The sequence below is a fragment of the Mesorhizobium silamurunense genome (genome assembly GCF_014843905.1).
Classification (GTDB): Bacteria; Pseudomonadota; Alphaproteobacteria; order Rhizobiales; family Rhizobiaceae; genus Mesorhizobium; species Mesorhizobium silamurunense.
Genome location: NZ_LPVS01000088.1, coordinates 164,052 through 190,513, shown reverse-complemented (window position 1 = coordinate 190,513; position 26,462 = coordinate 164,052). Strand labels below are relative to the sequence as shown.

General features: G+C 65.1%; 21 protein-coding genes. 15 read left to right on the top strand and 6 right to left on the bottom strand.

All coding sequences use genetic code 11. The features are described from left to right. The 5 genes from AU465_RS26245 to AU465_RS37865 form a co-directional block, all read left to right on the top strand. The coding region (locus AU465_RS26245; protein WP_192254674.1) for an ABC transporter substrate-binding protein at positions 1–1,503 on the top strand (1,503 nt) is incomplete at its 5' end. Between the two features lie 71 nt (positions 1,504–1,574). Further along, complete coding sequence (locus AU465_RS26240; RefSeq protein ID WP_312891316.1) at positions 1,575–2,528, top strand: ABC transporter permease; 954 nt, start codon at positions 1,575–1,577, stop codon at positions 2,526–2,528. Then, positions 2,525–3,406 (top strand): ABC transporter permease, encoded by an 882-nt coding sequence (locus tag AU465_RS26235; RefSeq protein WP_192254672.1) that lies wholly within the window; start codon positions 2,525–2,527, stop codon positions 3,404–3,406. The genes AU465_RS26240 and AU465_RS26235 overlap by 4 nt, the downstream gene beginning before the upstream one ends. Further along, positions 3,399–4,850 (top strand): oligopeptide/dipeptide ABC transporter ATP-binding protein, encoded by a 1,452-nt coding sequence (locus AU465_RS26230; protein ID WP_376774901.1) that lies wholly within the window; start codon positions 3,399–3,401, stop codon positions 4,848–4,850. The genes AU465_RS26235 and AU465_RS26230 overlap by 8 nt, the downstream gene beginning before the upstream one ends. Then, positions 4,774–5,454 (top strand): ABC transporter ATP-binding protein, encoded by a 681-nt coding sequence (locus AU465_RS37865; protein WP_376774902.1) that lies wholly within the window; start codon positions 4,774–4,776, stop codon positions 5,452–5,454. The genes AU465_RS26230 and AU465_RS37865 overlap by 77 nt, the downstream gene beginning before the upstream one ends. A 6-nt stretch (positions 5,455–5,460) precedes the next feature. On the opposite strand, the gene AU465_RS26225 is transcribed toward AU465_RS37865, so the two are convergent. After that, the gene (locus AU465_RS26225) at positions 5,461–6,369 is read right to left on the bottom strand and encodes a LysR family transcriptional regulator (RefSeq protein ID WP_192254670.1); all 909 of its coding nucleotides are present in this window, start codon (positions 6,367–6,369) and stop codon (positions 5,461–5,463) included. A 125-nt stretch (positions 6,370–6,494) separates the two neighbouring features. Here AU465_RS26225 and AU465_RS26220 point away from each other — a divergent pair, with 125 nt between their 5' ends. The 4 genes from AU465_RS26220 to AU465_RS26205 all read left to right on the top strand — a co-directional run bounded on the left by AU465_RS26220 (position 6,495) and on the right by AU465_RS26205 (position 12,279). Next, positions 6,495–8,150: an ABC transporter substrate-binding protein gene (locus AU465_RS26220; RefSeq protein ID WP_192254668.1), complete on the top strand. Its 1,656-nt coding sequence runs from the start codon at positions 6,495–6,497 to the stop codon at positions 8,148–8,150. Positions 8,151–8,152: 2 nt separating this feature from the next. Next, positions 8,153–9,043, top strand: coding sequence for a DUF427 domain-containing protein (locus tag AU465_RS26215; RefSeq protein ID WP_192254666.1), 891 nt, complete (start codon positions 8,153–8,155; stop codon positions 9,041–9,043). Positions 9,044–9,443: 400 nt separating this feature from the next. Beyond that, a complete protein-coding gene (locus AU465_RS26210) occupies positions 9,444–10,766 on the top strand; it encodes an NAD(P)H-dependent oxidoreductase (RefSeq protein ID WP_192254664.1) in 1,323 nt (440 codons plus the stop codon). Between the two features lie 19 nt (positions 10,767–10,785). After that, positions 10,786–12,279, top strand: coding sequence for a xylulokinase (locus tag AU465_RS26205; RefSeq protein WP_192254662.1), 1,494 nt, complete (start codon positions 10,786–10,788; stop codon positions 12,277–12,279). Between the two features lie 13 nt (positions 12,280–12,292). Here AU465_RS26205 and AU465_RS26200 read toward each other — a convergent pair whose 3' ends face one another. Further along, on the bottom strand, positions 12,293–13,255 hold the full coding sequence (locus AU465_RS26200) for a sugar-binding transcriptional regulator (RefSeq protein ID WP_192254660.1): 963 nt from the start codon (positions 13,253–13,255) through the stop codon (positions 12,293–12,295). Between the two features lie 239 nt (positions 13,256–13,494). Here AU465_RS26200 and AU465_RS26195 point away from each other — a divergent pair, with 239 nt between their 5' ends. The 6 genes from AU465_RS26195 to AU465_RS26170 all read left to right on the top strand — a co-directional run bounded on the left by AU465_RS26195 (position 13,495) and on the right by AU465_RS26170 (position 18,929). Then, positions 13,495–14,481, top strand: a complete 987-nt coding sequence (locus tag AU465_RS26195; protein WP_210325257.1) for an ABC transporter permease — start codon at positions 13,495–13,497, stop codon at positions 14,479–14,481. 115 nt (positions 14,482–14,596) lie between these two features. Beyond that, positions 14,597–15,535 (top strand): sugar ABC transporter substrate-binding protein, encoded by a 939-nt coding sequence (locus AU465_RS26190; RefSeq protein WP_192254656.1) that lies wholly within the window; start codon positions 14,597–14,599, stop codon positions 15,533–15,535. A gap of 31 nt (positions 15,536–15,566) precedes the next feature. Continuing rightward, positions 15,567–17,075, top strand: coding sequence for a sugar ABC transporter ATP-binding protein (locus AU465_RS26185; protein WP_192254654.1), 1,509 nt, complete (start codon positions 15,567–15,569; stop codon positions 17,073–17,075). A 107-nt stretch (positions 17,076–17,182) separates the two neighbouring features. After that, positions 17,183–17,947, top strand: coding sequence for an SDR family oxidoreductase (locus AU465_RS26180; protein WP_192254652.1), 765 nt, complete (start codon positions 17,183–17,185; stop codon positions 17,945–17,947). Between the two features lie 12 nt (positions 17,948–17,959). Next, complete coding sequence (locus tag AU465_RS26175; RefSeq protein ID WP_192254650.1) at positions 17,960–18,745, top strand: glucose 1-dehydrogenase; 786 nt, start codon at positions 17,960–17,962, stop codon at positions 18,743–18,745. 31 nt (positions 18,746–18,776) lie between these two features. Beyond that, positions 18,777–18,929: a hypothetical protein gene (locus tag AU465_RS26170; RefSeq protein ID WP_485020587.1), complete on the top strand. Its 153-nt coding sequence runs from the start codon at positions 18,777–18,779 to the stop codon at positions 18,927–18,929. A 90-nt stretch (positions 18,930–19,019) separates the two neighbouring features. Here AU465_RS26170 and AU465_RS26165 read toward each other — a convergent pair whose 3' ends face one another. From AU465_RS26165 to AU465_RS26150, 4 genes are all read right to left on the bottom strand, one after another. Next, positions 19,020–22,169 carry an efflux RND transporter permease subunit gene (locus AU465_RS26165; protein ID WP_192254648.1) on the bottom strand — a complete coding sequence of 1,050 codons (3,150 nt, stop codon included), beginning with the start codon at positions 22,167–22,169 and terminating at the stop codon, positions 19,020–19,022. Between the two features lie 309 nt (positions 22,170–22,478). Beyond that, positions 22,479–23,645, bottom strand: coding sequence for an efflux RND transporter periplasmic adaptor subunit (locus AU465_RS26160; protein ID WP_192254646.1), 1,167 nt, complete (start codon positions 23,643–23,645; stop codon positions 22,479–22,481). Between the two features lie 53 nt (positions 23,646–23,698). Continuing rightward, positions 23,699–24,304, bottom strand: a complete 606-nt coding sequence (locus AU465_RS26155; RefSeq protein WP_192254644.1) for a TetR/AcrR family transcriptional regulator — start codon at positions 24,302–24,304, stop codon at positions 23,699–23,701. Positions 24,305–24,660: 356 nt separating this feature from the next. Beyond that, positions 24,661–26,301 (bottom strand): acyl-CoA synthetase, encoded by a 1,641-nt coding sequence (locus tag AU465_RS26150; RefSeq protein ID WP_192254642.1) that lies wholly within the window; start codon positions 26,299–26,301, stop codon positions 24,661–24,663. Positions 26,302–26,462 lie beyond the last annotated feature (161 nt).

Genomic DNA, 26,462 nt, shown 5'->3' with positions numbered 1-26,462 from the left:
ATGGCCGCGGGCTTCGGCGCCGCGCCCTCGCTTGCCCGCGCTCAAGGGGCGCCCGGCGCCACCATCCGCGTCGGCAGCAACGTGCCGTCCGCCGCGATCGACCCGGTCACCATCGCCGACGCCGGCGGTCTGCTGGTGCTGCAGCAAGTCGCTGAATTCCTCTGCATCGACGGCCCGGACCTGGTGCTCAAGCCGGCGCTCGCCGAAAGCTGGAAGCCGAACGCCGACGGCACGGTGTGGACCTTCACACTGCGCAAGGGCGTCAAATTCCACTCGGGCGGCGAGATGAAGGCCGACGACGTGGTGGCCAGCATCGACCGTCTCGCCGACCCCGCCAACTCGTCCAACGCGCTGTCGGTGTTCAACGGCATCCTGCAAAAGGGCGCCACCAAGAAGGTCGACGACTATACCGTCGAGTTCCATCTCGACGCGCCGAACGGCAACTTCCCCTACATGGTTTCGTCCGACAACTACAACGCCGTCATCATCCCCGCGAGCTACAAGGGTGGCTACGAACAGAGCTTCGACGGCACCGGTCCGTTCAAGCTCGAAAAATACACGGCCAAGGTCGGCGCCTCCTTCGTGCGCAACGAGGATTATTGGGGCGAGAAGGCTTTGCCGGAACGCACCGAGTTCACCTTCTTCTCCGACATGCAGGCCCAGATCCTTGCCTTGCAGGGCGGCCAGATCGACATCATCAACCAGATGCCTGTTCTGGCCGGCGTCGGCCTGCTCAACGATCCGAACGTCGACATCATCAGTCTGAAGTCGGTGGCGCACCAGCAACTGCACCTGCGCTGCGACGACGGCCCGATGAAGGACCCGCGCGTGCGTCGCGCCATCGCGCTCAGCATCGACCGCAAGAAGCTCGTCGCCGGCCTGATGAAGGGCCGCGCGCAGGAAGGCAACGACAGTCCGTTCGCGGGCGTCTATCCGTCGACCGACACCAGCGTGCCGCAGCGCGAACAGGACATTGCGCAGGCCAAGCAGCTGATGGAGGCAGCGGGCGCCGGCAAGGGCTTCAAGGTGACGCTCACCACCGAGCGCTATCTGGAAATCCCGGAATACGCGCAGCTCATCCAGAACTGGGTCAAGGAGATCGGCATCGAGCTCGAGCTCAACATCCTCGACCAGGGCGCCTATTACGGCGATGCGGTGTTCGGCAAATCGAACTGGCTGGATTCGGTGATGGGCATCACCGACTACGGCCACCGCGGCGTGCCGAATGTCTACCTTGCGGCGCCGCTGAAGAGCGACGGCACCTGGAATGCCGCCCACTTCAAGAACAAGGACTACGACCAACTAGCGACCAGCTATATCGCAGCCCTCGACCTCGAGGCGCAGAAGGCCACCGCCGGCAAGATCCAGAAGCTGCTGCTCGAGGAAACGCCGGTGATCTTCGGCTATTTCTACGACTACCTGACTGCGACGGCGAAGGGCGTGGCGGGCGTTCAGCCCACCGCCATGTCGCAGCTGTTCCTCGAGAAGGCCTCGAAGGGCTGACGAGAGCGAACAAAGCTTATCCCTGACAGCCGGCTCTCCACGGAGAGCCGGCTCCAATAGGAGTATTCGCCATCCTCGCCTTCCTCGTCCGGCGCCTGGCTCTGTCGCTCGTCACGCTGTTCCTGCTCAGCGTCATGGTGTTCCTCGGCGGCCAGGTGCTGCCCGGCAATGTCGGCCGCGCCATATTGGGACCGTTTGCAGACCAGCGCGCCGTCGACGCGCTCAACCACTCGCTCGGCGTCGACCGCCCGCTGCTCGTCCAGTACGGAACCTGGATTTGGAATTTCATCCGGGGCGACATGGGCACGTCCTACATCTTCCGTGCGCCGGTGGCGCCCTTCGTCATCGACGCGCTCGGCAATTCGCTGAAGCTGGCATCGATCGCCTTCGTGCTCGTGGTGCCGATCGGCATCCTCGGCGGCGTCATCGCCGCGCTCAACCTCAACCGGCCGCTCGACCGCATCATCAGCCTAGGCGGCCTGTCGGTGACGGTGCTGCCGGAATTCGTCACCGGCATCATCCTGATCCTGATCTTCGGGGTGTGGCTGCGCTGGCTGCCGATCGCTGCAGCCTGGCCGAAAGGCGCCGGCTTCTTCACCCAGATCTACTATCTGATCCTGCCGTCGCTGCCGCTGTTTCTGGTTCTGTTCGGCTACATCGCCCGCATGGCGCGATCCGGCATGATCGAGGCGCTGGATTCCGACTATACGCGCACCGCCGTGCTCAAGGGCTTGCCGTGGCGCACGGTGATCTGGCGGCACGTGCTGCGCAACGCGCTGTTGCCGACCATCACCGTCATCGCCACGCAGACCGGCTACCTCATCGGCGGCCTGGTCGTGATCGAGACGCTGTTCCGCTACCAGGGCATCGGCTCGCTGATCTTCACCGCGGCGCGCGGCAAGGATTTCCCGATGCTGGAGGCCGGCATCCTCACCATCGGCATCGTCTACGCGGTGGCAACGCTTGTCGCCGATTTCCTCTATTCCGTGCTCAATCCGCGTATCCGGCTGGGGGCAGAGCAATGAGCGCAACCGACAGCCCCGCCACTATCCCGGTGCCGGACACCGCGCGGCGCAGCCCGTGGGGCGAGGTGCTGCATTCGCTGCTGCGGTCAGGCACCTTCCTGACCGGCTTCGGCATCGTCCTGTTCTGGATCATTTGCGCGCTGTTCGGCGAGCACTTCGTGCCCTACGACCCGCTTGCCGACGACATCATCAACGCGCTGGCGCCGCCGTCGGCCGAGCACTTGTTCGGCACCGACCAGATCGGCCGCGACGTCTTCTCGCGCGTCATCGTCGGCTCACGCGACATCCTGACGGTGGCGCCGCTCGCTACCCTGCTCGCGACCGTCGCCGGCACCGCGCTCGGGCTCCTGATCGGCTATTTCCGCGGCATCGTAGACGACATCGTCAGCCGTGTGCTGGAAGCTTTCATGGCGATCCCGGTGGTCATCATCGCGCTGCTCGCCATCGTCGCGCTCGGCACGTCGAAGGCAACCGTCATCGTCGTCATCGGCTTGAGCTTCGCGCCGATCATCGCCCGCACGGTGCGCTCGGCGGTGCTGGCCGAACGCGAGCTCGACTATGTCGCGGCGGCAAAGCTGCGCCACGAGGGCGCGCTGCACACGATGTTCGTCGAGATCCTGCCCAACGTCATACCGCCGATCCTGGTCGAGACGACGGTGCGCCTCGGCTATGCGATCTTCGCCGTCGCAACGCTCTCCTTCATGGGCTTCGGCATCCAGCCGCCCTCGCCCGACTGGGGGCTCTCCATCTCCAGCAATTACGGCATGATCGGCGGCGGTTTCTGGTGGACGGTGCTGTTCGATGCGCTGGCGATCGCCTCGCTGGTGATCGGCGTCAACCTGGTGGCCGACGGCGTCCATGGAGCGTTCAATGACTGAGAAGAATGCGCTCGAACTCAACGACCTCTCGGTCGCCTATCGCGTTGGCGGCCGCAACCGAGCGGTGCTGCGCAATGTCAGCCTCACCATCGGCCGCGGCGAGGCCTACGGGCTGGTCGGCGAATCCGGCTGCGGCAAGTCTACCGCGGCGCTGTCGGTGGTGCGCTACCTGCCGCGCAACGGCTCGATCACCGGCGGCTCGATCGCGCTCGATGGGCAGGACGTGATGAAGCTCGACGCCGAGGCGCTCAGGCGCGCCCGCGCGGAAAGCGTGTCGATGGTCTATCAGGACCCCGGCAAGGCGCTGAATCCGTCGCTGCGCATCGGCCGCCAACTGACCGAGATTTTCGAGCTTGCCGGCATCTCGGGACAGGCGGCGAGCGACAAGGCGATCGCGATGCTGAACCTTGTGCGGATCTCGGATCCGGCCAGCGTCATGCAGCGCTATCCGCACCAGCTTTCCGGCGGCATGCAGCAGCGCGTGGCGATTGCCATGGCGCTGGCCAACGACCCGTCGATGCTGATCCTCGACGAGCCGACGACGGGCCTCGATGCCACGGTCGAAGCCGAAGTGCTCGACCTGATCGCTCAGCTGAGAAGAGAACTGTCGGCCTCGATCCTGTTCATCAGCCACAACCTCGCTGTCGTCTCCAACATGTGCGACCGCGTCGGCGTGCTCTATGCCGGCATGCTGGTCGAGGAAGGCTCGACGAAGGACGTCTTCAACGATCCGCGCCATCCCTACACGGTGGCGCTGCTACGTTGCCTCCCGCGCGGCGGCCAGCGCAAGGACCAGGGCCGCCTCGACACCATCCCCGGCTTCCTGCCCGGCATCGGCGCCAATATCGTCGGCTGCGCCTTCGCCGACCGCTGCGCGCTGGCGACGGAGCGCTGCCGCAACGAGCCGCCGCCGCTCTACGAGCTTGGGGGCGGCCGGCTGTCGCGCTGCCACTATCATGACCAGGCGCAGTCGCTGCCGCGCGCGACGCCCGCCGAGGTCCCCACCGTCGCCCCGAAGCAGGCGCCGCCGATGCTGCAGGTGGAGGGGCTGAACAAGACCTATGCCAGCCACGGCCGTCCGCTGAGGGCGGTGAAGGATGTCTCGGTCAGCCTGCGGCCCGGCGAGACGCTGGGCCTGGTCGGCGAATCCGGCAGCGGCAAGACCACCTTCGCGAGGCTGCTGCTCGGCCTCGTCCCGCCGGACGAAGGCGGCAGCATCGAGCTCGAGGGCAGAGAGTTGGCGCCGCAGCATCGAGCTCGAGGGCAGAGAGTTGGCGCCGCGGCTTGCAAGCCGCTCGGAGGACCAGGTCAAGGCGGTGCAGATCGTCTTCCAGAATCCGGATTCGGCGCTCAACCGCTCGCATTCGATCCGGCACATCCTCAGCCGCGCATTGAAACGGCTGGGCGGGCTCACCGGCAAGACGCTGGACACACGCCTCGATGAGCTTGTCCGCTCGGTGCGGCTCACCGACCGCCATCTCGCGGTCAAGCCGCGCCAGCTCTCGGGCGGCCTGAAGCAGCGCGTGGCGATCGCGCGCGCCTTCGCAGGCGATCCGCGCATCGTCGTTTGCGACGAGCCGACCTCGGCGCTCGATGTCTCGGTTCAGGCGGCGATCCTCAACCTTTTGGCCGACCTGCAGTCGAAGCAGGACGTCAGCTACATCTTCATCTCGCACGACCTCGGCGTGGTGCGTTATCTCTCCGACAAGATCGCCGTGCTCTATCTCGGCCGCATCATGGAATTCGGGCCGTCGGAAGCGGTGTTTTCCGGGCCGCACCACCCCTACACCGAAGCGCTGTTGTCGGCAGTGCCGAAACTCGACCGGACGGAGAGGTCGCGCATCCGTCTCGACGGAGAAATCCCGAGCGCGGCCAACCCGCCGACAGGCTGCGTCTTCCACACGCGCTGCCCGCGCAAGATCGGCGCGATCTGTGAGACGCAGGAGCCGGAGCTGACCGAGGCCGAGGCCGGCCACACCATCCGATGCCATATTCCTTTCGAGGAATTGGCACGGCTGCAGAAACCCAAGGCAGTGGAGCCGGCGTGATCGCCGTCAGAATGCCGCCGCACCTGCCATGCTGAAGGCGCGGTCGCTCTCCGCGAAAGCCTGATCGCCGGACAGGTTCCTGGCGAGCGTGCGCAGGCCGGTCAGGGCGATGTCGAGGGCATCCGAAGATGCCGGGTTCTCCGGATAGGCAAGGTAGATCGGGCGCTGGAACACCGGCGTATCCTCGACGCGCCTCAACTCGCCCCGCTCGATATGGGCGCTGACGGCGCTTAGCGGCAGATAGGCGGCCGCCCGTTGCGACAGCACGTGCTGCAGGCCGATGAACACCAGCCCGGCCGAGATAGCCGGCTTCACCCTGCCGGCAAAGACGCGGTCGTGCTCGACGCGGAATTCCAGCCCCCAGTCCATCAGGATGTAATTCTGCGTCCACGGCCCGGCCTGCGCCGTATGCTGGACGAGAACCACCTGGTCGACGGCCAATGTCTCATAGACGATGCCGGGATGCGGCTTGGGCAGATAGAGGATGCAGATGTCGAGCAGGCCTTCGGCCATCTGGTCGATCGCGAGATCCGGAAAGCTGCCTTCCAGCCGCAGCGCGACATTCGGTCGCTTCGCCCGCATCCAGCTGATCCAAGGCGAGGTGATGCTGTCCCAGAGATAGGCGGGCGCGGTGAGCCTGAGAAGCATCTCGTAGCCATCGGGAACGGCGATGTCCTGGCGCGATTGCTCCCAGGTGCGGGTGATGGTGGAGGCATGCGGCAGGAACTGCCGGCCGGCCGGCGTCAGCGTGACGCCGTCGCTGTCGCGGACGAACAGCTTGCGCCCCAATTGTTCTTCCAGCCCGCGGATGCGCGCGCTGACGGTGGACTGGGCAAGGTTCAGCCGATGGGCGGCAATGGTGAAGCTGCCATGCTCCGCGACCTCGAGGAAACTGCGCAGATTCTCGGTATCCATGGTTTTCGCTTCCGGCTTGGCGGCGATCGAAGTTTCCGATGGCCCTCATCAAAAAATATCGCTTTTCGGCCGTGGTCAACAATGAACTAGATGGCAAAGCCCCACGCCAGCCAAGGAATGCAGCCATGCCGAAGCATTTCAGGACGATCGACGCCGCTCGCGGAAATCTCAGCGCAATCGAGAATTCCGCTATCGACGAATTGCTTGCCGGCCGGATCGGCCGGCGTGAATTCCTGCGCCATGGCAGTGTGCTCGGCCTGTCGCTGCCCTTGCTTGGCGGCATCGCCTCGGCGATCGGCCTTGACGCTCCAGAGGCGCGCGCCGAAGGCAAGCCGGGTGGCACGGTGCGCGCTGGCGTCGCCGTGCCCGGCGGCGCCATCGACCCGGTGACCTTCTATGACAGCGGCAGCTACCAGCTCGTCTTCCAGACGGCCGAATTCCTGTGCGTGACGCAGCCGGATCTCACGCTGAAGCCGGTGCTGGCGGAAAGCTGGTCGCCCAACGCCGACGGCAGTGTGTGGACCTTCAAGCTGCGCAGGGGCGTGAAATTCCACAATGGCGAGGACTTCAGGGCCGACGACGTGGTGGCGACCTTCGATCGGCTTGCCGATCCGAACGGCGCCTCCAACGCGCTGTCGGTGTTCAAGGGCCTGCTGTCGAAGGGCGGCACGCGCAAGGTCGACGACCACACCGTCGAATTCCATCTCGACGCGCCGAACGGCAGCTTTCCCTATTCGGTGTCGATCGACAACTACAACGCCGTCATCCTGCCGGCGAGCTACAAGGGCGACTACGAGAAGACCTTCGAGGGCACCGGCCCGTTCCGGCTCGAAAGCTACACGCCGAAGGTCGGCGCGAGCTTCGTGCGCAATCCCGACTACTGGGGCGAGAAGGCGCTGCCCGACCGGCTCGAATTCAAGTTCTACGCCGACGTGCAGCCGCGCATACTGGCGCTGCAGGCCGGCGAGGTCGACGTGCTCGACGCCATCCCGCTCGACGTCAGCCAGGTGGTGCTCGGCAATCCCGACATCACGGTACTGCGCGTCGCGTCCACCGCGCATCGCCAGCTCCATATGCGCTGCGACATGGCGCCTTTCACCGACAAGCGCGTACGCCAGGCGCTGGCGCTCTCGATCGACCGCTCCAAGCTGGTCGACGGTCTCTGCCGCGGCATGGCGGCGACCGGCAATGACAGCCCGTTCGCGCCCGCCTTCCCCGCCACCGACAAATCGGTGCCGCAGCGCACGCAGGACATCGCCAAGGCCAAGCAGTTGATGGAAGCCGCCGGCCTCGCCAGCGGCTTCGACATGACGCTGACCACGCTGCGCTATTCCGACATTCCGGGCTACGCGCAGCTATTCCAGAACTTCGCCAAGGAGATCGGCGCGCGCATCTCGCTCAACATCGAGGACCAGGACAAATATTACGGCAAGGCGGTGTTCGGCCAGTCGGACTGGCTGGACAGCCCGCTCGGCATAACCGACTACGCGCACCGCAGCGTGCCGAACGTCTTTCTGAAAAGCCCACTGGTCAGCGACGGCCCGTGGAACGCCGCGCATTTCAAGAACGCCACCTATGACGGGCTAGTCACCGGCTATCTCAAGGCGCTCGACTTCGACTCACAACGCAAGGCCGCTTCCGACATCCAAAAACTGCTGCTCGATGAGACCCCGGTGATCTTCAGCTACTTCCCGGATCTGCTCGTGCCGGTGCGCAAGAACGTCAGCGGCCTGCCGCCGATCGCCGCCGGGCTGTTGCTCGATCGCGTATCGGTAGGTTGATCATGATTGCGCGCAAGAACCTGGCGGCAAACGACGAGAAAAGGACGAGTACCATTCGCAAGCCTCATCTGCGCGGCCGCGGGCCGCATTTCCCGCTGCTCGACAACATAGTGCAATATGAGTTCGAGCCGGGCTATGTCGCCTTCACCATGCCCTCACCCAAACGGCTGCGCGTGCAGGTCGGACCGATGATCGTTGCCGACACCACCAAGGCGCTGGTGTTTTATGAGAGCGACCATCTGCCGGTCTACTACTTCCCGATGAGCGACGTGCGCGAGGAGTTCCTGCTGCCGGGCAGGACGACCACGGAAGATCCGTTCAAGGGTGTCGCCACGCACTACTCGCTGAATACCGGTATCACGCTGGTCGAGGATGGCGCCTGGCGTTATCTCGATCCGGTCAAGGGCTGCCCGCCGATCGCGGACTACATCTCTTTTTACTGGCCGAAGATGACGCATTGGTGGGAGGAAGACGAGGAGATCTTCGTCCATGCCCGCGATCCGTTCCGGCGCGTCGACTGCCTGCCTTCTTCGCGGCGCGTCCAGGTGATTCTCGACGGCGAGCAGGTCGCCGACTCCCGGCGCGGCGTGTTCCTGTTCGAGACCGGCCACCCGGTGCGCCATTATCTGCCGATATCGGATACCCGGCTCGATATGTTCTCGCCCAGCCGCTACATCTCGCGCTGTCCCTACAAGGGTATCTCCAACTACTACCATGTGACGACCCCCAAGAAGCGGCACGAGAACCTTGTCTGGTATTATCCGGAGCCGGTGCACGAGGCTGAGCGCATCAAGGGGCTGGTGTGCTTCCACCACGAACTGGTCGACAAGATTCTGGTCGACGGGGTGGAGATCCCGAAGGAAGCGACCGCCGCGTCCGACGGGTATTTTTGAGCGGCGCTTCTCTGTCTTATGATCCCGGAGCGGAACAAGAGCGCAGCGCTGCTCAGCGGTGCGGAATAGCAGCGCCGCGATCCCTCGCGCCCCCCTCTGTCCTGCCGGACATCTCCCCCACTTTGGGGGGAGATTGGCAGTTCGGGCGCTCCGCTCACTCCTGCAACATTGAAAAAATAGCGAAGATGGCGCGACGGCTAATCTCCCTCCTTGTGAGGGAGATGTCCGGTCCTGCAGCGCGGCTGCTGCGGAGGACGGGCAGGACAGCGCGCTGTCCCGCCAGCATCAAAAAGTTCATGCAGCGTCTGCCGAAATGCCGGTTGAAATATTTTTCAAATAGAAATAGGAATGTTCAAACGATGATCGCGGCGCGGCGGCGCCCGGAACCGGAGGAAGCGACATGTCCCATCCGCAATTCGCAGCGGAACTCCTGCAGCGCGCTGAAAAACAGGGACCGATCACCATCGGGCTCGCCGGCGCCGGGCAGATGGGAACGGATATCGTCGTCCAGGTAGCACTCATGCCGGGCATGCGCATCGGCGCCATTTCCGAAGTCAGGCCGCAGGCGGCGATCGACGCCGCGCTTCTCGCCGGCCACGACCGTTCCGACATCGTGCAGGCACCCAATGCCTCGGCCATCGACCGCGCCATCGAGGCCGGCAAGATTGCCGTCACCGAGGACCTGCACGCGCTTGCCGCCGCCGGCCGCATCGACGTCATCATCGACGCGACAGGCAATCCCAACATCGGCACGCTGTTCGCGCTCGAAGTGATGAAGAACGGCAAGCATATCGTCATGCTCAACGTCGAGGCCGACATCACCATCGGGCGTTTCTTGAAAGAGGAAGCGCGCAAGGCCGGCGTGGTCTACACCGGCGCGGCCGGCGACGAACCAGCCTGCACGCTGGAGATCATCGGCTTCGCCAAGAGTCTTGGCTTCAACATCGTTGCCGCCGGCAAGGGCAAGAACAATCCGCTGAAGTTCGACGCAGTGCCCGCCGACTACGAGAAGGAGGCGGCCGAGCGCAACATGAATGCGCGCATGCTGGTCGAGTTCGTCGACGGCTCGAAGACGGCGATCGAGATGGTGGCGATCGCCAACGCCACCGGCCTGGTGCCCGACGTGCCGGGCATGCACGGCCCGACGGCGACGCTGGAGGAGCTGGCCAGCGTGCTCTGCCCGCGCGAGGACGGAGGCGTGCTGCATCGCAAGGGCGTGGTCGATTATTCGATCGGCAAGGGTGTGGCACCTGGCGTGTTCTGCATCATCGAGACCAAGCACCCGCGCGTCTTGGAGCGCATGATCGACCTCAAGGTCGGCAAGGGTCCCTATTTCACGATCTTCCGCCCCTATCACCTGACCAGCCTGGAAGTGCCGCTGTCGGCGGCGCGCGCCGTGGTCTACAAGCGCGCCGACATGGAGCCGCTCGACCATCCGGTTGCCGAGGCTGTGGCGGTCGCCAAAACCAATCTCGGCACCGGACAGTCGCTCGGCATGATCGGCGAGAACGACTATCGCGGCTTCGCCATGACCTGGGAGGACGCGCGCGCCAAGGGCGCCCTGCCGCTCGGCCTTGCCGAGCGCGCCAAGGTGGTGAAGCCGGTCAAGGCCGGCGACTTCCTCACCTATGAAAACTGTGTACCCGACGATTCGATGGTGATAACCCAGATCCGCCGTCGTCTCGACCAGTCGGACGGGCGGTTCGTAACCAACGCGGCCTGACCTTCCGGATCCCCGCCTGATGGACGATGTCGTAATCGGGATCGACGCCTCGACGACGGCCGTGAAGGCGATCGCTTTCGCGCGCGACGGCACGGAGCTTTTCCAGGCACGCGAGACCTATCCGCTTTCCAATCCGGCGCCAGGTCATTTCGAGCAGGACGCCGAGCATTGGTGGACGGCGCTGCTATCGGCGCTGAAACAGGTCGCTGACAAGATCGGCGCGTCGCGCGTGAAGGCGATTTCGATAGCCCACCAGCGCGAGAGCTTCACGCTTATCGACGGCGCCGGCAAGCCGCTCATCCCCGCCATCCTGTGGCTCGACGAACGCGCCCGCCGCCAGGTGGCGCGGCTTTCAGAAGAGCTCGGCCGCGAAGCGATCCGCGACTGGAGCGGCAAGCCGCCGGACCCGACGCCGGCGCTCTATGCGCTGGCCTGGCTCATGGAGCACAGGCCGTGGGCACTCACTGATGCGGCAGCGCTCGTCGACGTGCATGCTTTCTTCATCCACCGGCTGACCGGGCGTCTCGTCACCAGCACGGCGAGCGCCGATCCGCTCGGGTTGCTCGACATCGCGCATTGCACTTGGCATCCGCGGCTGGTCGAGGCGGCAGGCCTGCGGCCAGAGCAACTGCCGGAACTGGCTGCGCCCGGCGCGATCTGCGGCAAGCTTTCCGAAGATATCACTGCGGCGACCGGCCTGAAGGCCGGCACGCCGGTCGTGGCCGGCGCCGGCGACGGCCAGGCGATGGGTCTCGGCATGGGCGTCTACGGTCCCGGCAAAAGCTATCTGTCGCTGGGCTCGGGCGTCGTCAGCGGAAACTATTCCGCCACGGTCACGACATCGGATGCGTTTCGCACGCTGGTCTCCCCGACCGGCACCGGCTTCATGCTGGAAACCGTGCTTCGCTCCGGCATGCAGTTGGTCGACTGGATCGTGCGCACCACCGGATCGCCTTCGGCCGCCGTGCTGGAAAAGGCGGCAATGACGGTCGCCCCTGGCAGCGACGGCCTGCTCGTCATGCCTTATTGGGCCGGCGTCATGAGCCCCTATTGGGACGGCGCGGCGCGCGGCGCCATCGTCGGCTTGTCGCTCGATCATCGACCGGAGCATCTTTTCCGCGCGACTCTGGAAGGCATTGCCTTCGAGCAGGCGATCGCCACCGATGCGATGGAGGAGCAGACCGGCAAGGCCGGCGCGATGATCGCGGCCGGTGGCGGCACCAATTCGACGCTCCTGATGCAGATTATGGCGAGCGTGCTCGAGCGGCCGCTCCTCGTCTCGCCGGTCAACGAGGCGGCGGCACTCGGCGCGGCCATGCTCGCGGCCACGGCAATCGGCTGGTTCGCCTCGCCGGAGGACGCCGCAAAGGCGATGGCCGCGGCGCCGGCAAGGCAGGTCGATCCTGTCGAGGCCCTGATCCCGACCTACCGCGCCCGCAAGGCGATCTACCGCGACCTCTATCACGCGACGCGCGATATCCATGCGCGGCTCAGTGATATTGGGCAGGTGTAATTAGGTCCAGACCTTAGCGATTGAGCAGCCCCTTGGCCGCGTCCTCGTCGGTGATCAGCACCGAGACCTTCGTGTTGGCGAGTGCTGCGCGCATGACGGCGATCTTCTCTTGCCCGCCTGACACCAGAATAGTGGTCGGGATGTCGGACAGATCCTGGAGCGGATAGGCGCAGACGCGGCGGTTGACCTCATGGTCGACGATGTGGCCCTCGGCGTCGATGAAATGGCAGAGGATGTCGCCGACCGCGCCGGCCGCCTGCAATTCCTCCAATTCGCTCGGCTTGATGAAGCCGTAATTGGCGATCGGACTGTCGCTGGAGAAGGAGCCGACGCTGAGCACGGCGATGTTGGCGCGCCGCGCGCGGAAGACGACGTCCTGGACGCTGCGCTGGCTCATGAAGGCATCGCGCTGCTCCGGCCGGTCGGCATAGACGGGCACCGGCAAGAGGTAGCATTCGGCGCCGATCTTTTCGGCAAGCTCCCAGGCGCTCTCGGTCGGATTGAGCGGCTGCGCGTGGGTGAGGCCGCCAAGCATTGAGACCACCGTGGTCCTGGCGATCGGCCGTCTGGGCAATTCGTTGATAGCGAATTTCAGCGTGCGGCCCCAGCCGAGCGCAATCACGTCGCCGGGATTGACGTTGTCGGCGAGATAGGCCGCGGCGGCATGGCCTATCATCAGCGGCGCGTTGCTCCTGTCGGCGGCGGACGGCACGACCACGGCGTGGCTGAGGCCGAAGCGCTGCTTCAGGCTTTCCTCCAATTGCACGCATTCGACGACACTGTCGCGGATGCGAAACTGGACCACGCCCTCCTCGCGCGCGGCGGAGAGTATCCGGTGCACCTTGATGCGACCGACGCCGAGGATCTCCGAGATCCGCTCCTGCGTCAGGCCTTCGACATAATAGTGCCAGGCGGCGCGGGCCTTGAGCTCGGCGTCCGGGAAGCGCGAAGCCTTCTCGTTCTCGATCGCCGCCATCCTTATGCCTCCCGCATGCGCTGGACTTCCCTATGGCAAACCGTCGGCTCGCGCAAACCGCCGCCGAAAGCGTCGGCGGCACTTGACAATTTTCTGATGAACGTTTTAGCTGAACAAAATTGCATATCAAAGATAAATTGTTCACAAGGGAGGATGCCTGGTGAACAAGAGCGGACGGCGAGGCACGCCGGCCCGCTGACGGAGGAGACGAAGTGGCCGTGAGCAACGAGACGAGCGAGTTGAAGGCCGGCACCGGTGCCGCGCAGGGCGCTTCCGGTGCAAAGCTTTCGGCCCTGTTTGCCGGAACGATGGGACCGCTGATCGGCCTGGCGCTTTTGTGCCTGGCGCTGGCGCTGACCACCGATACCTTCCTGACGGTCCGCAACATCCTCAACGTGCTCGACCAGGTGACCGTGCTCGGCATCATGGCGATCGGGATGACGCTGGTCATCCTGATTGGCGGCATCGACCTTTCCGTCGGCTCGGTGCTGGCGCTGGCCTCGATGGTGATGGGCTATGTCGCCTACCCCGACTATCTCAACCTCGGTGTGCCGGTAGGCATTGCCGCAGCGCTCATCGTCGCCGGCGCCTGCGGCCTGGTCTCCGGGCTGCTGGTGACGGTGGCGAAGCTGCCGCCCTTTATCGCGACGCTCGCTATGATGTCGGTGGCGCGCGGCCTCGCCAACATGATCACCGACGGCTCGCAGATCGTCGGCTTTCCCGACTGGTTCACCAACCTGTCGATCGTGCGCCATTTCGGCTTCCTGTCGGTCACCGTCGGCCTGATGATCGTGCTGGCGATCGTCTTCGCCATCTTCCTCAACTATCGCGCCACCGGTCGCAGCCTCTACGCGATCGGCGGCAGCGCCGAGGTCGCCCGCCTCTCCGGCATTCCGGTTAAATCGCTGACCAACTGGGTCTATGCGATCTGCGGTTTGCTGGCGGGACTCGCCGGCATCGTGCTCGCAGCACGGCTCGATTCCGTGCAGCCGAGCTCAGGCGTCGGCTACGAGCTCGACACGATCGCCGCAGTGGTGATCGGCGGCGCCAGCCTTTCGGGCGGCATCGGCTCGATCGGCGGCACGGCCATCGGCGTCCTCATTATCGGCGTGCTGCGCAACGGGCTCAACCTGCTCGGCGTCTCGCCCTTCATCCAACAGGTGGTGATCGGCGTGGTGATCGCGCTGGCGGTTGCCACCGACACCTGGCGGCGCCGCAGGCAATAGGAATTCGCCCGGATGTCCGGGCGGAACGGATCGGTCGATCCGAGACTGGGACTGTCCGGCCGGGGGCGCCGCGATGCGCAGGCTGGACGGAATTGAACACCAACGGAGGAAAAACATGCTGACCAAACGTTCACTGCTGCTTGCGGCCGCGGCCATTGTCCCGCTGCTCGGCCTGTCCGATGCCGCCTCGGCCAAGGACGCCAAGAAGCTCGGTCTCGCCGTCGCCAATCTGCAGGCGGACTTCTTCAACCAGATCAAACAGTCGGTCGAAGCCTACGCCAAGGAGAAGGGCATCGAGGTCATCACCGTCGACGCCAAGGGCGACTCGGCAACGCAGGTCAGCCAGGTGCAGGACCTCGTCACGCAAAACATCGACGCGCTGATCTACATCCCGGCCGGCGCCACCGCCGCCACCGTTCCGACCAAGACCGCCAAGGCCGCCGGCATCCCGGTGGTCAATGTCGACCGTAACGCCGACGGCGCGCCCGGCGACACCTTCATCGCCACCGACAGCGTCAACTCCGCCAAGGGCGTGTGCGACTACATCGCCAAGCAGGCCGGCGGCAAGGGCGAGATGGTCATCATCCACGGTCAGAAGGGCACGACGCCGGAAGTCGACCGCTCGAAGGGCTGCGGCGAGGCGCTGAAGGCCTATCCGGGCATCAAGGTGGTCGGCGAGCTGTGGAGCGACCAGTGGCACCAGGACGAAGGCTTCAAGCTGGCGCAGGACCTGCTGCAGGCCCATCCCAATGTCTCGATCATCTTCGGCCAGGCCGACGCCCTGGCGCTTGGCGCCGCGCAGGCGGTCAAGGTCGCCAATCCCGACCACAAGGTCTGGATCGCCGGCTTCGACGGCGACGTGGCGGCGCTGAAGGCGTTGAAGGATGGCGTCTTCGACGTGACCGCGACGCAGCAGACGCAGGGCATGGGCCGGCTCGCCGTCGACTCGGCGATCAAGATCGTGGCCGGCGACAAGCTGCCCGCCGACCAGCTGCAGGACGCGACGCTGACCACCAAGGACAATGTCGCGCAGTTCATCGAGAAGCATCCCTGAGGGCTAGCTGAGTACCTAAAAGAGCGCCACGATGTCCCTTGACCCCCACACCGGCGAAAGCCCGCATAACGGGCTCTTCGTCAACGGCCTCTGCAAGAGCTACGGACCGGTGCAGGTCCTGGCCGATGCGAGCTTCGAGGTGCGGCCGGGCGAAGTCGTGGCGCTGCTCGGCGAGAACGGCGCCGGCAAGTCGACCGTCTCGAACATCATCGCCGGTTCGACCAGGCCCGACGCCGGCACCATCATCTGGCGGGGGAAGCCCTACTCCCCCGCCAACCCCGCCGCGGCCATCGAGGCCGGCGTCGGCATGATCCATCAGGAATTGAAGCTGCTGCCGGACCTGTCGGTGGCGGAGAACGTCTATGTCGGGCGCCTGCCGATGCGCGGCGGCCGCATCGACCGCGCGACCATGAACGCGAAGGCCTCGGCGCAGTTGAAGCGCCTCGGCCTCGACGTCTCGCCGGAGCGCAAGGTGCGCACGCTGCGCGTCGCGGCTCAGCAGCAAGTCGAGATCGCCAAGGCGCTGACGCTGAACGCCGAGCTTTTGATCCTCGACGAGCCGACGGCGGCGCTCGGCGGCGAGGAGACGGAGCTCCTCTTCAAGCAGATCCGCAAGCTCAAGGCCGAAGGCATGTCCTTCGTCTATATCAGCCACCGCCTCGACGAGATCGCGCAGATCGCCGATCGCGTGGTGGTGATGCGCGACGGCCGCATCGTCGCCCGGCACGAGCGCGCCGACATCCCGGTGCGCACCGTGGTCGAGCAGATGGTCGGCCGCAGCGTCGAGCGCATGTTCCCGAAGCTGTCGGCGCCGGGCACGGAGACGGTGCTCGAAGTCGAGAACCTGTCCTCGCCGGAGCGCAGCTTCAACAACGTTTCATTCTCGGTGAAGTCGGGCGAGATCCTCGGCATCGCCGGGCTGATCGGCGCCGGCCGCACGGAGCTGGTGCGGGCGATCGCCGGCGCCGATCCGATCTCGTCTGGTGCGGTGCGCGTCGCCGGCCAGCCAGTCCACCTCAGCGGCCCGGCCGCGGCGATCAGGGCCGGCGTCGTGCTGGTGCCGGAAGATCGCAAGGAACAGGGCGTGGTGCTGGAACAGACGATCGGCGAGAACCTCGCGATCGGCAATTTCGACCATGTGGCCCCGAAGGGCTGGGTGTTTCCCAAAGCGGTGCAGAGGTTCGCCGAGGCCGGCATATCGAGGCTCGGCGTGAAGGGCCGGCCGAACCAGGCGGTCTCAAAACTTTCCGGCGGCAACCAGCAGAAGGTGATCATCGCCAAATGGGTGTCGCGGCCGCCCAAGGTGTTCATCCTCGACGAGCCGACGCGCGGCATCGACGTCGGCGCGCGCGCCGCGATCTACGACGTCATCGCCGACCTCGCCCGCTCGGGCATGGCGGTGGTGGTGGTGAGCTCGGACCTCGAGGAGGTGCTGGGGCTTTCGCATCGCGTGCTGGTGCTGAGCCGCGGCCGCCAGCGCGGCATCCTCGATCGCGATGAGGCGAGCAACATCGCGGTGATGGAACTCGCGACAAGCTGAGGACGACACATGGGAACAAAGCGCAGCAGGTGATACCCTCCCAAGCACCGGACCGCGCGGGGCGCCAGCAGGACTGGCGCCCCTTCTTTCAGAGAGAGGGGAGAGAGATGAAACTGTTCGATCTTCATGGCGACGTGGCGCTGGTGACGGGCGCCGGCAGCGGCATCGGCCAGGCGATCGCCATCGGGCTCGCGGAAGCCGGCGCCGATGTCGCCTGCTTCGGCCACAGTTCGAAAGGCGGGCTGGAGGAGACGGCCGGCAAGATCAAGGCGCTCGGCCGCAAGGCGCTGGTGCTGACCGGCACGGTGACTTCCGAGAGCGACCTCGCGGCGGCGGTCGAGCGTATCGAAAAGGAACTCGGCGCGCTGACGATCGCGGTCAACAACGCCGGCGTCGCGGGAGCCGAACCGGCCGAGACGCTGCCGATGGAAAAGTGGCAGAAGCTCTACGACGTCAATGTCAGCGGCGTGTTCCTCTCTTGTCAGGCCGAGGCGCGGGTGATGCTGCCCCGCCGCAAGGGCTCGATCGTCAACATCGCCTCGATGTCCGGCTCGATCGTCAACCGCGGCCTGACGCAGGCGCACTACAATTCATCCAAGGCGGCGGTGATCCACATGTCGAAGAGCCTCGCCATGGAGTGGGCCGATCGCGGCCTGCGCGTCAATGTGGTGAGCCCCGGCTACACGCTGACGCCGATGAACAAGCGGCCGGAAGTCGCCGAGCAGGTGAAAATCTTCGAGCGCGACACGCCGATGGGCCGCATGGCGACGCCGGAGGAGATGGTCGGCCCTACCGTGTTCCTGGCGAGCCGGGCCGCAAGTTTCGTCACCGGCATCGACCTCATCGTCGATGGCGGCTTCGTCTGCTGGTAGGAGAAAGAAAAGGTGCAGAAGCGTTTTGAAGGAAAGACAGCGGTCGTCACGGGCGCCAGTGGCGGCATAGGTGCGGCCATGGCGAAACGCTTCGCGGCAGAGGGTGCTACGGTCGTGATAAGCGCCATCGACCCGCGCGTCGACGAGGTCGCTGCCGGCCTGAAGGCTGCGGGCGCGAAGGTCGCCTCGATGCGCATGGACGTGACGAAGAAGGATGAGGTCGCAGCCCTCTACGATCTCGCCGAAAAGCAGTTCGGCCGCGTCGACATCTCGGTTCAGAACGCCGGCGTCATCACCATCGCCAAGATCGAGGCGATGACGGAAGCCGAGTGGGACAAGGTGATGGCGGTGAACACCAAGGGCGTGTTCCTGTGCTGCCAGGAAGCGATCGGACGCATGCGCAAACATGGCGAGGGCGGCCGGCTGATCAACACCGCGTCCGGCCAGGCGCGGCAGGGTTTCATCTACACGCCGCACTACGCCGCCTCGAAGTTCGGCGTCGTCGGCATCACCCAGAGCCTGGCCAAGGAAGTGGCCAGGGAAAAGATCACCGTCAACGCCATCTGCCCCGGCATCATCGACACCGACATGTGGGCCTATAACGACACCGCATGGGGCAAACTGCTCGGCGACTACAAGCCGGGCGAACTGATGGCGGAATGGGTGAAAAACATCCCCATGGGCCGCGCCGGCAGTGGCGAGGATGTCTCCGGGCTGGTCAGCTTCCTTGCCAGCGACGACGCGGCCTACATCACCGGACAGACCATCAATGTCGACGGCGGCCTGATCATGTCGTGAGGGGGCCGACGGCCGTCGATGGACCACAAGCGTGACGCTGTGGCGCGGCAAGGACCGGAAAGACGGCCAGGTCGTGTTCAACCTCCTGGTGTTCGCGACCTTCGCCGAGAGCCTCTGGCACACGATGCGCGATGCGGCCGCTGAATTCGGCGTCGCGATCGCGTATTCTGGAGAGCTCGGCTGACGGCCGGTCAGCCGACTTTCGCACGCCCCTCAACGCAGATCATCCGCCACCGGCTTTCGCCGATGGCGGATGATCCGAGGTTGCCACCTTTTATTCCGCAGCCAGCGCCAGCTGCGGCCTTTCGATGCCTTCGATCTGCTCCGGCTCCGGCGCCTGCTCGTCGGTCTTGGCTTTCTTCGGCTCGCGGCCGAAGAACAGGGCGTAGCCCGCCGGCAGCACCAGGATGGTGAGCACGGTGGCGACGAGGATGCCGCCCATCATGGCGTAGGCCAGCGGTCCCCAGAAGACGGCGCGTGAGATCGGGATCAGCGCCAGCACGGCGGTCAGCGCCGTCAGCATGATCGGGCGGAAGCGGCGGACGGCCGCGCCGACGATCGCCTCCGATCGCTCCATGCCCGCCGCGATGTCCTGGTCGATCTGGTCGACGAGGATGATCGAGTTGCGCATGATGATACCGAGCAGCGCGATGACGCCGAGGATGGCGACGAAGCCGAACGGCGCGCCGCTGATCAGAAGTGCTGCCGCGGCGCCGATGATGCCAAGCGGACCGGTGGCCAGCACCAGCATCGACTTGCCGAAATGCTGCAGCTGGACCATCAGCAATATGACGATGATGGCGAGCATGATCGGCGCTTTGGCCGCGATCGAGGCCTGGCTTTCGGCCGAATCCTCCGCGCCGCCCTGGATCTCGATCTTGTAGCCGGGCGCGAGACCGTCGCGCAGTCCCTTCATGTCGTTGTACATCCTGGTGACGACGTCGTTCGACTGCACGCCGTCCGGCAGCGTGGCGCGCACACTGATGGTCGGCAGGCGGTCGCGCCGCCATTCGACGCCCTGCTCCATGACGGGCACGACCTTGGCCACTTGCGACAGCGGCACCGAGCCGCCGAAGTCCGTCGGGATATAGACAGAGTCGACCGAGGACAGCAGGCGGCGGCTCGCCTCCGGCTCGCGGGCGACGATAGACACCGTCTCCTCGCCATCGCGGAAATCGTCGAGCGGCGCGCCGGACATGGTGGCCTGCAGCATCTGGCGGATGCGCTGCGAGGTGACGCCGAGTGCACGGGCGCGATCCTGGTCGATCACCAGCTTCATTGCCGGCACCGGCTCCAGCCAGTCGTCATGCACGGCGCCGAGCAGCGGGTTCGCCTGGAACCTCGCCTTCACCTCGTCGGCGATGCGGCGCACTTCCTGGCGGTCCGGACCCATGACGCGCATCTGCACCGGCCAGCCGGTCGGCGGTCCGAGGAACAGCCGATCGACCTTGCCGCGGATCGAGGGGAAGTCCTTGGCAAGGATCGAGCGCAGCTTGACGATCAGCCGCTCGCGCGCCGGCTCGTCCTTGGCCATGACCAGGAGCTGGGCAAAGTTCGGATTCCTGAGCTGCTGGTCGAGCGGCAGGAAGAAGCGCGGCGCGCCTTCGCCAATGTAAGTGGCGATGAAGCGCTTGTCCTGGTCGTCCATCATCCTGGCTTCCAGCGCCTTGGCCTGGCTCTCGACCTCCTTGATGCTGGTGCCCTCGGGCAGCCAGAGATCAACGAGGATTTCCGGACGCGACGACTGCGGGAAGAAGTTCTGCGGAATGAACTGGAAGGCCCACAGGCTGGTGCCGAAGGTGACCAGCGTCATCACCAGCACGATGATGCGGTGGCGCACGGCCCAGGTGACCGTCGAGCGCAGCCGCCGGTAGAAGCGCGTATCGAAGACGTCGTGATGGGTGCCGGCGTGCTTGCGCTGCTTCAGGATCATGTAGCCCAGCCACGGCGTGAAATAGACCGCCACGAACCACGACACGACCAGCGCGATGCCGACGACATAGAACAGCGTGCGCACATATTCGCCGGCGGTGGAGGCCGCAAAGCCGACCGGGATGAAGCCGGCGGTGGTGATCAGCGTGCCGGTGAGCATCGGGAAGGCGGTCGAGGAATAGGCAAAGCTTGCCGCCTCGATCTTGACCAGCCCCTCCTCCAGCTTTCGCTCCATCATCTCGACGACGATCATGGCGTCATCGACCAAAAGGCCGAGAGCGATGATCAGCGCGCCGAGCGAGATGCGCTGCAGGTCGATGCCGATTTCGTACATGATGGCGAAGGTGGCGGCCAAAACCAGCGGAATGGCGATCGCGATCACCAGGCCCGAGCGCCAGCCGATCGACAGGAACGAGACGACCAGCACGATCAGCAGCGCTTCGCCGAGCGCCTCCATGAACTCGTTCACCGCGTCCTTGACCACCTCGGGCTGATCGGAGATCTGGTCGACCGCAACGCCGTAAGGCAGCCCTTCCTCGAAGCGCTTGTAGGTCGCCTCGACATCCTTGCCGACGTCCCTGACGTTGAAGCCCTTGGCCATGACGACGCCGACCTGGACGCTCTCGTGGCCGTTGAAGCGGTACTTGCGCTGATACGGATCCTCGAGACCCGAGGTGACGGTGGCGATGTCGCCGAGGCGCGTCACCTGGTTGCCGGCGCGCAGCCTCAGCTCGCGGATGTCGGCGGCCCTGGTGACGTCGCCCTCGACAGAGATGCGCACAGAGCGCAGGCCGGTGTCGACCGAGCCCGCCGGATCGACGGCGTTCTGCCCTTTGACGGCGTTCTGCAGGTCGAGGATGGTCAGGCCGCGCTCGGCGAGCGCCTTGGAGGAGACGTCGATATAGATCTTCTCGGGCTGGTCGCCGATGATGACGGCCTTCTCGACGCCGGGCGTCGTCAACAACATGTCGCGCGCCTGGATGGCGAATTTCTTCAGCTCCGGATAGGTGAAGCCGTCGCCGCTGATCGAATGCAGCGTGATGAAGGTGTCGCCGAACTCGTCGTTGAAATAGGGGCCGAGCAGGCCCTGTGGCAGTTCATTGGCGATATCGCCGACCTTCTTGCGCACCTGGTAGAAGGCGTCTTTCACCTGCTCGGCATTGGTGTCGCCCTTGACCTGCAAGGTGATGATGGCGCTGCCGGCGCGGGTGTAGGAGCGGACGAAATCGAGATGCGGCGTTTCCTGCAGCTTGCGCTCGATCTTGTTGACCACCTGGTCTTCCATGTCCTGGATCGAGGCGCCCGGCCAGACAGCCTGCACCACCATGACGCGGAAAGTGAAGTCGGGGTCTTCCTTCTGGCCCATGCGCATCAGGCCGAGCGCGCCGGCCAGGATGATCAGGCCGAACAGGAAGCGCGCGATGCTCGGATGCCCGATCGCCCAGCGCGAGAGATTGAAAGGCCGCTTTTCAGTGCTGCTGTCCGTGGTCATGGCGCAAGTCCAGTCCAATTGGCCGGCAAGGCACGCTTGCCATTACTCATGAATTGCTCGGTGGCTTCCGGGCGGCGAGCACCTCAAGCGGAGAGAGACTCGCAATCGCGCTGGACGCGGCCGTGGTGCGGGGGATACCAACAGCCGGCGTCTCGTCGATCAGGCGCGTTCGCCGCCCGGAACCCATGCCCTCCCCGGCTCGCGGCTCGCGCAGCGAGGACGGGAAAGGCGTTCTTTCGCCTGGCTTCAAGTCTTAGTTTGATGCATGTCGTTCCCCCAAAACCGCTTCGCACTTTTGGGCGACAAGCATCAGCGCAGGCTGCTAGTGGTAGCGACGTTGTCCTCCGCCGAAGCGGATTGCTGGGCGATGTCGCCGGAAAGCTTGACCTTCAGGTTCTCGGTCATGAATTGCGTGCCGGCGGCAACCACCACGTCGCCCTGCTTCAGGCCATCGGCAACGGCGACACCGTCGGCGGTGAAGTTCGCCACCTTGATCGGGCGCGGATGCACCGTGTCGGAGGAGCGGTCGACCGTCCAGACGATGTGCTTGCCGTCCTTCTCGGTCATAGCGGTCAGCGGGATCGACACCAGTTGCGCCTTGCTGCCGACTGTCGCCTCGACATTGGCGGTCATACCGAGCAACACGCGCGGATCGTTGGGGAGCGAGACCCGGACCGCGAAAGTGCGCGACTGCGGATCGGCGCTGCCGGCGACCTCGCGGACCTTGCCGTCCAGGGTGAGCGCGTCGTCGGACCAGAAGCTCGCCTTGACGTCCTTGCCCGGGCGGAAGCCGGCGATGTCCATTTCGGGCACCGCGATCAGCACTTCCTTCTCGCCGTCGACGGCAACCGTCATCACCGGCGTACCGGCGCCGACCACCTGGCCGATATCGGCCGAGATGGCGGTGACGATGCCGGCCTTGCTGGCCTTGAGATCGGTGTAGTGGACCTGGTTCTGCGCCTGGGCCAGCGTCGAACGGGCGGCATCGCGCGTCGCCACCGCCTGATCATAGCTCAGCGCCGCCTGATCGAGCTGCGACTTCGGCGCGAAGTTCTTGGCATAAAGCTGCTCGGCGCGCTTCCTGGTGAGATCGACGGTCTCGACCTGGCGCTCGGCGGCGTCGAGGCTCGCCTCGGCGCTCTTCACCGACAGCTCGTAGTCGGACGGGTCGACGCGTGCGAGCACGTCGCCCTCGTTCACGTGCTGGCCGATGTCGACAAGACGCTCGGTAACCTTGCCGGCGATGCGGAAGCCGAGATTCATCTCGGTGCGGGCGCGCACCGAGCCGGAATAATCGAGCTGGCGGGTGGTCTGCGCCTCGCCGATCTCGACGACCTTCACCGGCCGAACGACTTCCTGGACGACCGCTGCCTTTTCCTGGCTGCAGCCGGCAAGGCCGAGCGCCGCGACAATGATGCCGACGCCTGGGAGGCCGGCGGCCGGCAGCCTGCGGAGGATGGAACTGGACAAAGACACCTTAGCACTCCCGAACTGGAGATGAATGTCGACCGGCACCCGGCGGGCGGCGGCTATTTCAAGGCTCTGATTGCGTAGTCGATGAGGTCGTCGGGCATCGCCCTGTTGGTTTTGGCAAGGCACTGCGCGACCATCTGCGGATGGCACAGGATGACGGTCGAGGCGCCGAAGCAGCGCGAGGCGATGACCGGATCCTGCTTCCTGAACTCGCCGGCCTCTATGCCCTCGCGGATCACGTCCGCCAGCAGGTCGTGGATGCGGTCGACATGCTTGTCGATGACGCCCCAGTCGCGCTCGAGCGCGACGATGACCATCTCATGCACCTTCTGGTCGTCGAGCATGACCTCCAGCGTCATCTTGTACTGCGCCTGCACGTAGCGGCGCAGCCGCTCCTCGGCGCTGATCGGCAGGCGCGAAATCTCGTAAGCCATCGCGTAGCTGGCGCCGAGCATACGACCGCAGACGGCCTGGTGGATTTCGACCTTGGAGGCAAAGAAGCGGTAGATGTTGGCCGGCGACATGCCGAGCTCACGGGCGATGTCGGCAACGTTGGTTTTGCCGTAGCCGTAGTGCCGGAACAGGCGCTCGGCGCAGTCGAGAATGCGCGTCACATTCTCCTGTCTGGCGGGGTCGGCCACTATGTTGGCGGCTTCTGACATGGCGCTTTCGTTTTACGAGTGACGAATTTCAACTTTCGTCACTCGTAAATCGAAAGGAGCGAAGAGTCAACGCGAAATCGATGTACGCGTACAAAATGGTGACAGATGGTGACATTGAGCAGGTGGTGAAGGAGGCAGGAGGGCAACTTTCCGGCGCTGCGTTCCGTCCACTCCCCTCTGACCTGCCGGCCATCTCCCCGCAGGGGGAGATTGGCAGCTTCGTTGGCGGCGCTTTAACCTGCAACGTTGGGCGATTAGCGAAAGCAGGGGCGACATCCGATCTCCCCCCTTGCGGGGGAGATGTCCGGCAGGACAGAGGGGGTGGCCGGGAACTCGACCTAGCCAACTTGAAAGAGCTACACCCCCTTCGCCATCTCCCGCAGCCGGAACTTCTGGATCTTCCCCGTCGAGGTCTTCGGAATCTCGGCGAAGACCACAGCCTTCGGCACCTTGAAGCGAGCAAGCAACCCGCGGCAATGCTCGATGATCTCCGCCTCTGTCGCGGTCTTGCCCGGCTTCAATTCGACATAGGCGACCGGCACCTCGCCCCATTTCTCGTCGGCACGGGCGACGACGCCGCAGGAGGCGACGGAAGGATGCTTGTAGAGCGCGTCCTCGACCTCGATGGACGAAATGTTCTCGCCGCCCGAGATGATGATGTCCTTGGAACGGTCCTTGAGCTGGATGTAGCCGTCGGGATGCATGACGCCGAGATCGCCGGAGTGGAACCAGCCGCCGGCAAAGGCTTCGTCGGTTGCCTTGCGGTTCTTCAGATAGCCCTTCATGACAATGTTGCCGCGGAACATGACCTCGCCGATCGTCTCGCCGTCGGCCGGCGTTTCCGTCATCGTCTCGGGAATCATCACCGTCAGCCCCTCGAGCGCGGCATAGCGCACGCCCTGGCGCGCCTTCTTCGCCGTCCTCGGACCCTTTTCCAGCGCATCCCACTCATTGTGCCATTCGTTGACGACGGCCGGCCCGTAGGTCTCGGTCAGGCCGTAGAGATGGGTGACGGCGAAGCCGGCATCGGCCATGCCGGAAAGCACCGCCTCCGGCGGCGGCGCGGCGGCCGTGTTGAAGGTGACGGTCTGCGGGAACTGGCGCTTGTCCTCGTCCTTCGCGTTTATCAGCACCGACATGACGATCGGCGCGCCGCAGAGATGGGTGACGCCGTGGTCGGCAATCGCGTCATACATCGGCTTGGCCCGCACCCAGCGCAGGCAGACATGGGTGCCGGCCTGCACGGCGAGCGTCCAGGGGAAGCACCAGCCGTTGCAGTGGAACATCGGCAGCGTCCAGAGATAGACCGCATGCTTGGCCATGCCGGCATGGATGGTGTTGGTGTAGGCCATCAGCGCAGCACCCCGATGGTGGTAGACGACGCCCTTCGGATTGCCGGTGGTGCCTGAGGTGTAGTTGAGCGAGATGGCGTCCCACTCATCATCGGGCATAGACCAGGCAAAGGCCTCGTCGCCGCCGGCGACGAAGTCCTCATAGTCGAGCGTTCCGATCCGCTCGCCCTTCGGATAGGGAGCATCACCCGAGTAGTCCGGATCGTCATAATCGATGACCAATGGCTTGGCCTTGGCCAATGCCAGCGCTTCCCTGACGACACCGGAGAACTCGCGGTCGACGATCAGCACTTTGGTGTCGGCATGGTCGAGCTGGAAGGCGATGACGGCGGCGTCGAGACGGGTATTCAGCGAATGCAGCACCGCTTTGGTCATCGGCACGCCGAAATGCGCTTCCAGCATCGGGGGCGTGTTGGACAGCATCACCGTCACCGTGTCGCCCTTGCCGATGCCGCGCCGCGACAGCGCCGAGGCTAGCTTCAGCGAGCGTCGCCAGAAATCGCGATAGGAGATGCGCTGGCTGCCATGGATGATGGCGACGTGGTCGGGATAGGTCTTGGCCGCACGCTCCAGATAGGTGAGCGGCGTCAACGGCTGGTGGTTGGCGGCGTTCCTGTCGAGGTCCTGTTCGTAGGGATTGGCCATCCCATCCTCCCCAAAAGTCTTTTCGTGCTTTCTAACCACTGGTCAGCCATCATGCCATCCCCCCGAACGATCGGGAAATGCTATGATATGAGCGCCCGGTAGAATGGCTGTCTCGATCCGGCCGCGCCGGAAGGCGATTGCACCCAACCACCCAGATTTGA

Excerpts from the sequence above, each read along its gene's own strand:
- AU465_RS26150 (WP_192254642.1), bottom strand. The coding sequence starts at position 26,301 with ATGGCCAATCCCTACGAACAGGACCTCGACAGGAACGCCGCCAACCAC.
- AU465_RS26205 (WP_192254662.1), top strand. The coding sequence starts at position 10,786 with ATGGACGATGTCGTAATCGGGATCGACGCCTCGACGACGGCCGTGAAG.
- AU465_RS26185 (WP_192254654.1), top strand. The coding sequence starts at position 15,567 with ATGTCCCTTGACCCCCACACCGGCGAAAGCCCGCATAACGGGCTCTTC.
- AU465_RS26180 (WP_192254652.1), top strand. The coding sequence starts at position 17,183 with ATGAAACTGTTCGATCTTCATGGCGACGTGGCGCTGGTGACGGGCGCC.
- AU465_RS26225 (WP_192254670.1), bottom strand. The coding sequence starts at position 6,369 with ATGGATACCGAGAATCTGCGCAGTTTCCTCGAGGTCGCGGAGCATGGC.
- AU465_RS26215 (WP_192254666.1), top strand. The coding sequence starts at position 8,153 with ATGATTGCGCGCAAGAACCTGGCGGCAAACGACGAGAAAAGGACGAGT.
- AU465_RS26235 (WP_192254672.1), top strand. The coding sequence starts at position 2,525 with ATGAGCGCAACCGACAGCCCCGCCACTATCCCGGTGCCGGACACCGCG.
- AU465_RS26155 (WP_192254644.1), bottom strand. The coding sequence starts at position 24,304 with ATGTCAGAAGCCGCCAACATAGTGGCCGACCCCGCCAGACAGGAGAAT.
- AU465_RS26220 (WP_192254668.1), top strand. The coding sequence starts at position 6,495 with ATGCCGAAGCATTTCAGGACGATCGACGCCGCTCGCGGAAATCTCAGC.
- AU465_RS26200 (WP_192254660.1), bottom strand. The coding sequence starts at position 13,255 with ATGGCGGCGATCGAGAACGAGAAGGCTTCGCGCTTCCCGGACGCCGAG.
- AU465_RS26190 (WP_192254656.1), top strand. The coding sequence starts at position 14,597 with ATGCTGACCAAACGTTCACTGCTGCTTGCGGCCGCGGCCATTGTCCCG.
- AU465_RS26210 (WP_192254664.1), top strand. The coding sequence starts at position 9,444 with ATGTCCCATCCGCAATTCGCAGCGGAACTCCTGCAGCGCGCTGAAAAA.
- AU465_RS26165 (WP_192254648.1), bottom strand. The coding sequence starts at position 22,169 with ATGACCACGGACAGCAGCACTGAAAAGCGGCCTTTCAATCTCTCGCGC.
- AU465_RS26230 (WP_376774901.1), top strand. The coding sequence starts at position 3,399 with ATGACTGAGAAGAATGCGCTCGAACTCAACGACCTCTCGGTCGCCTAT.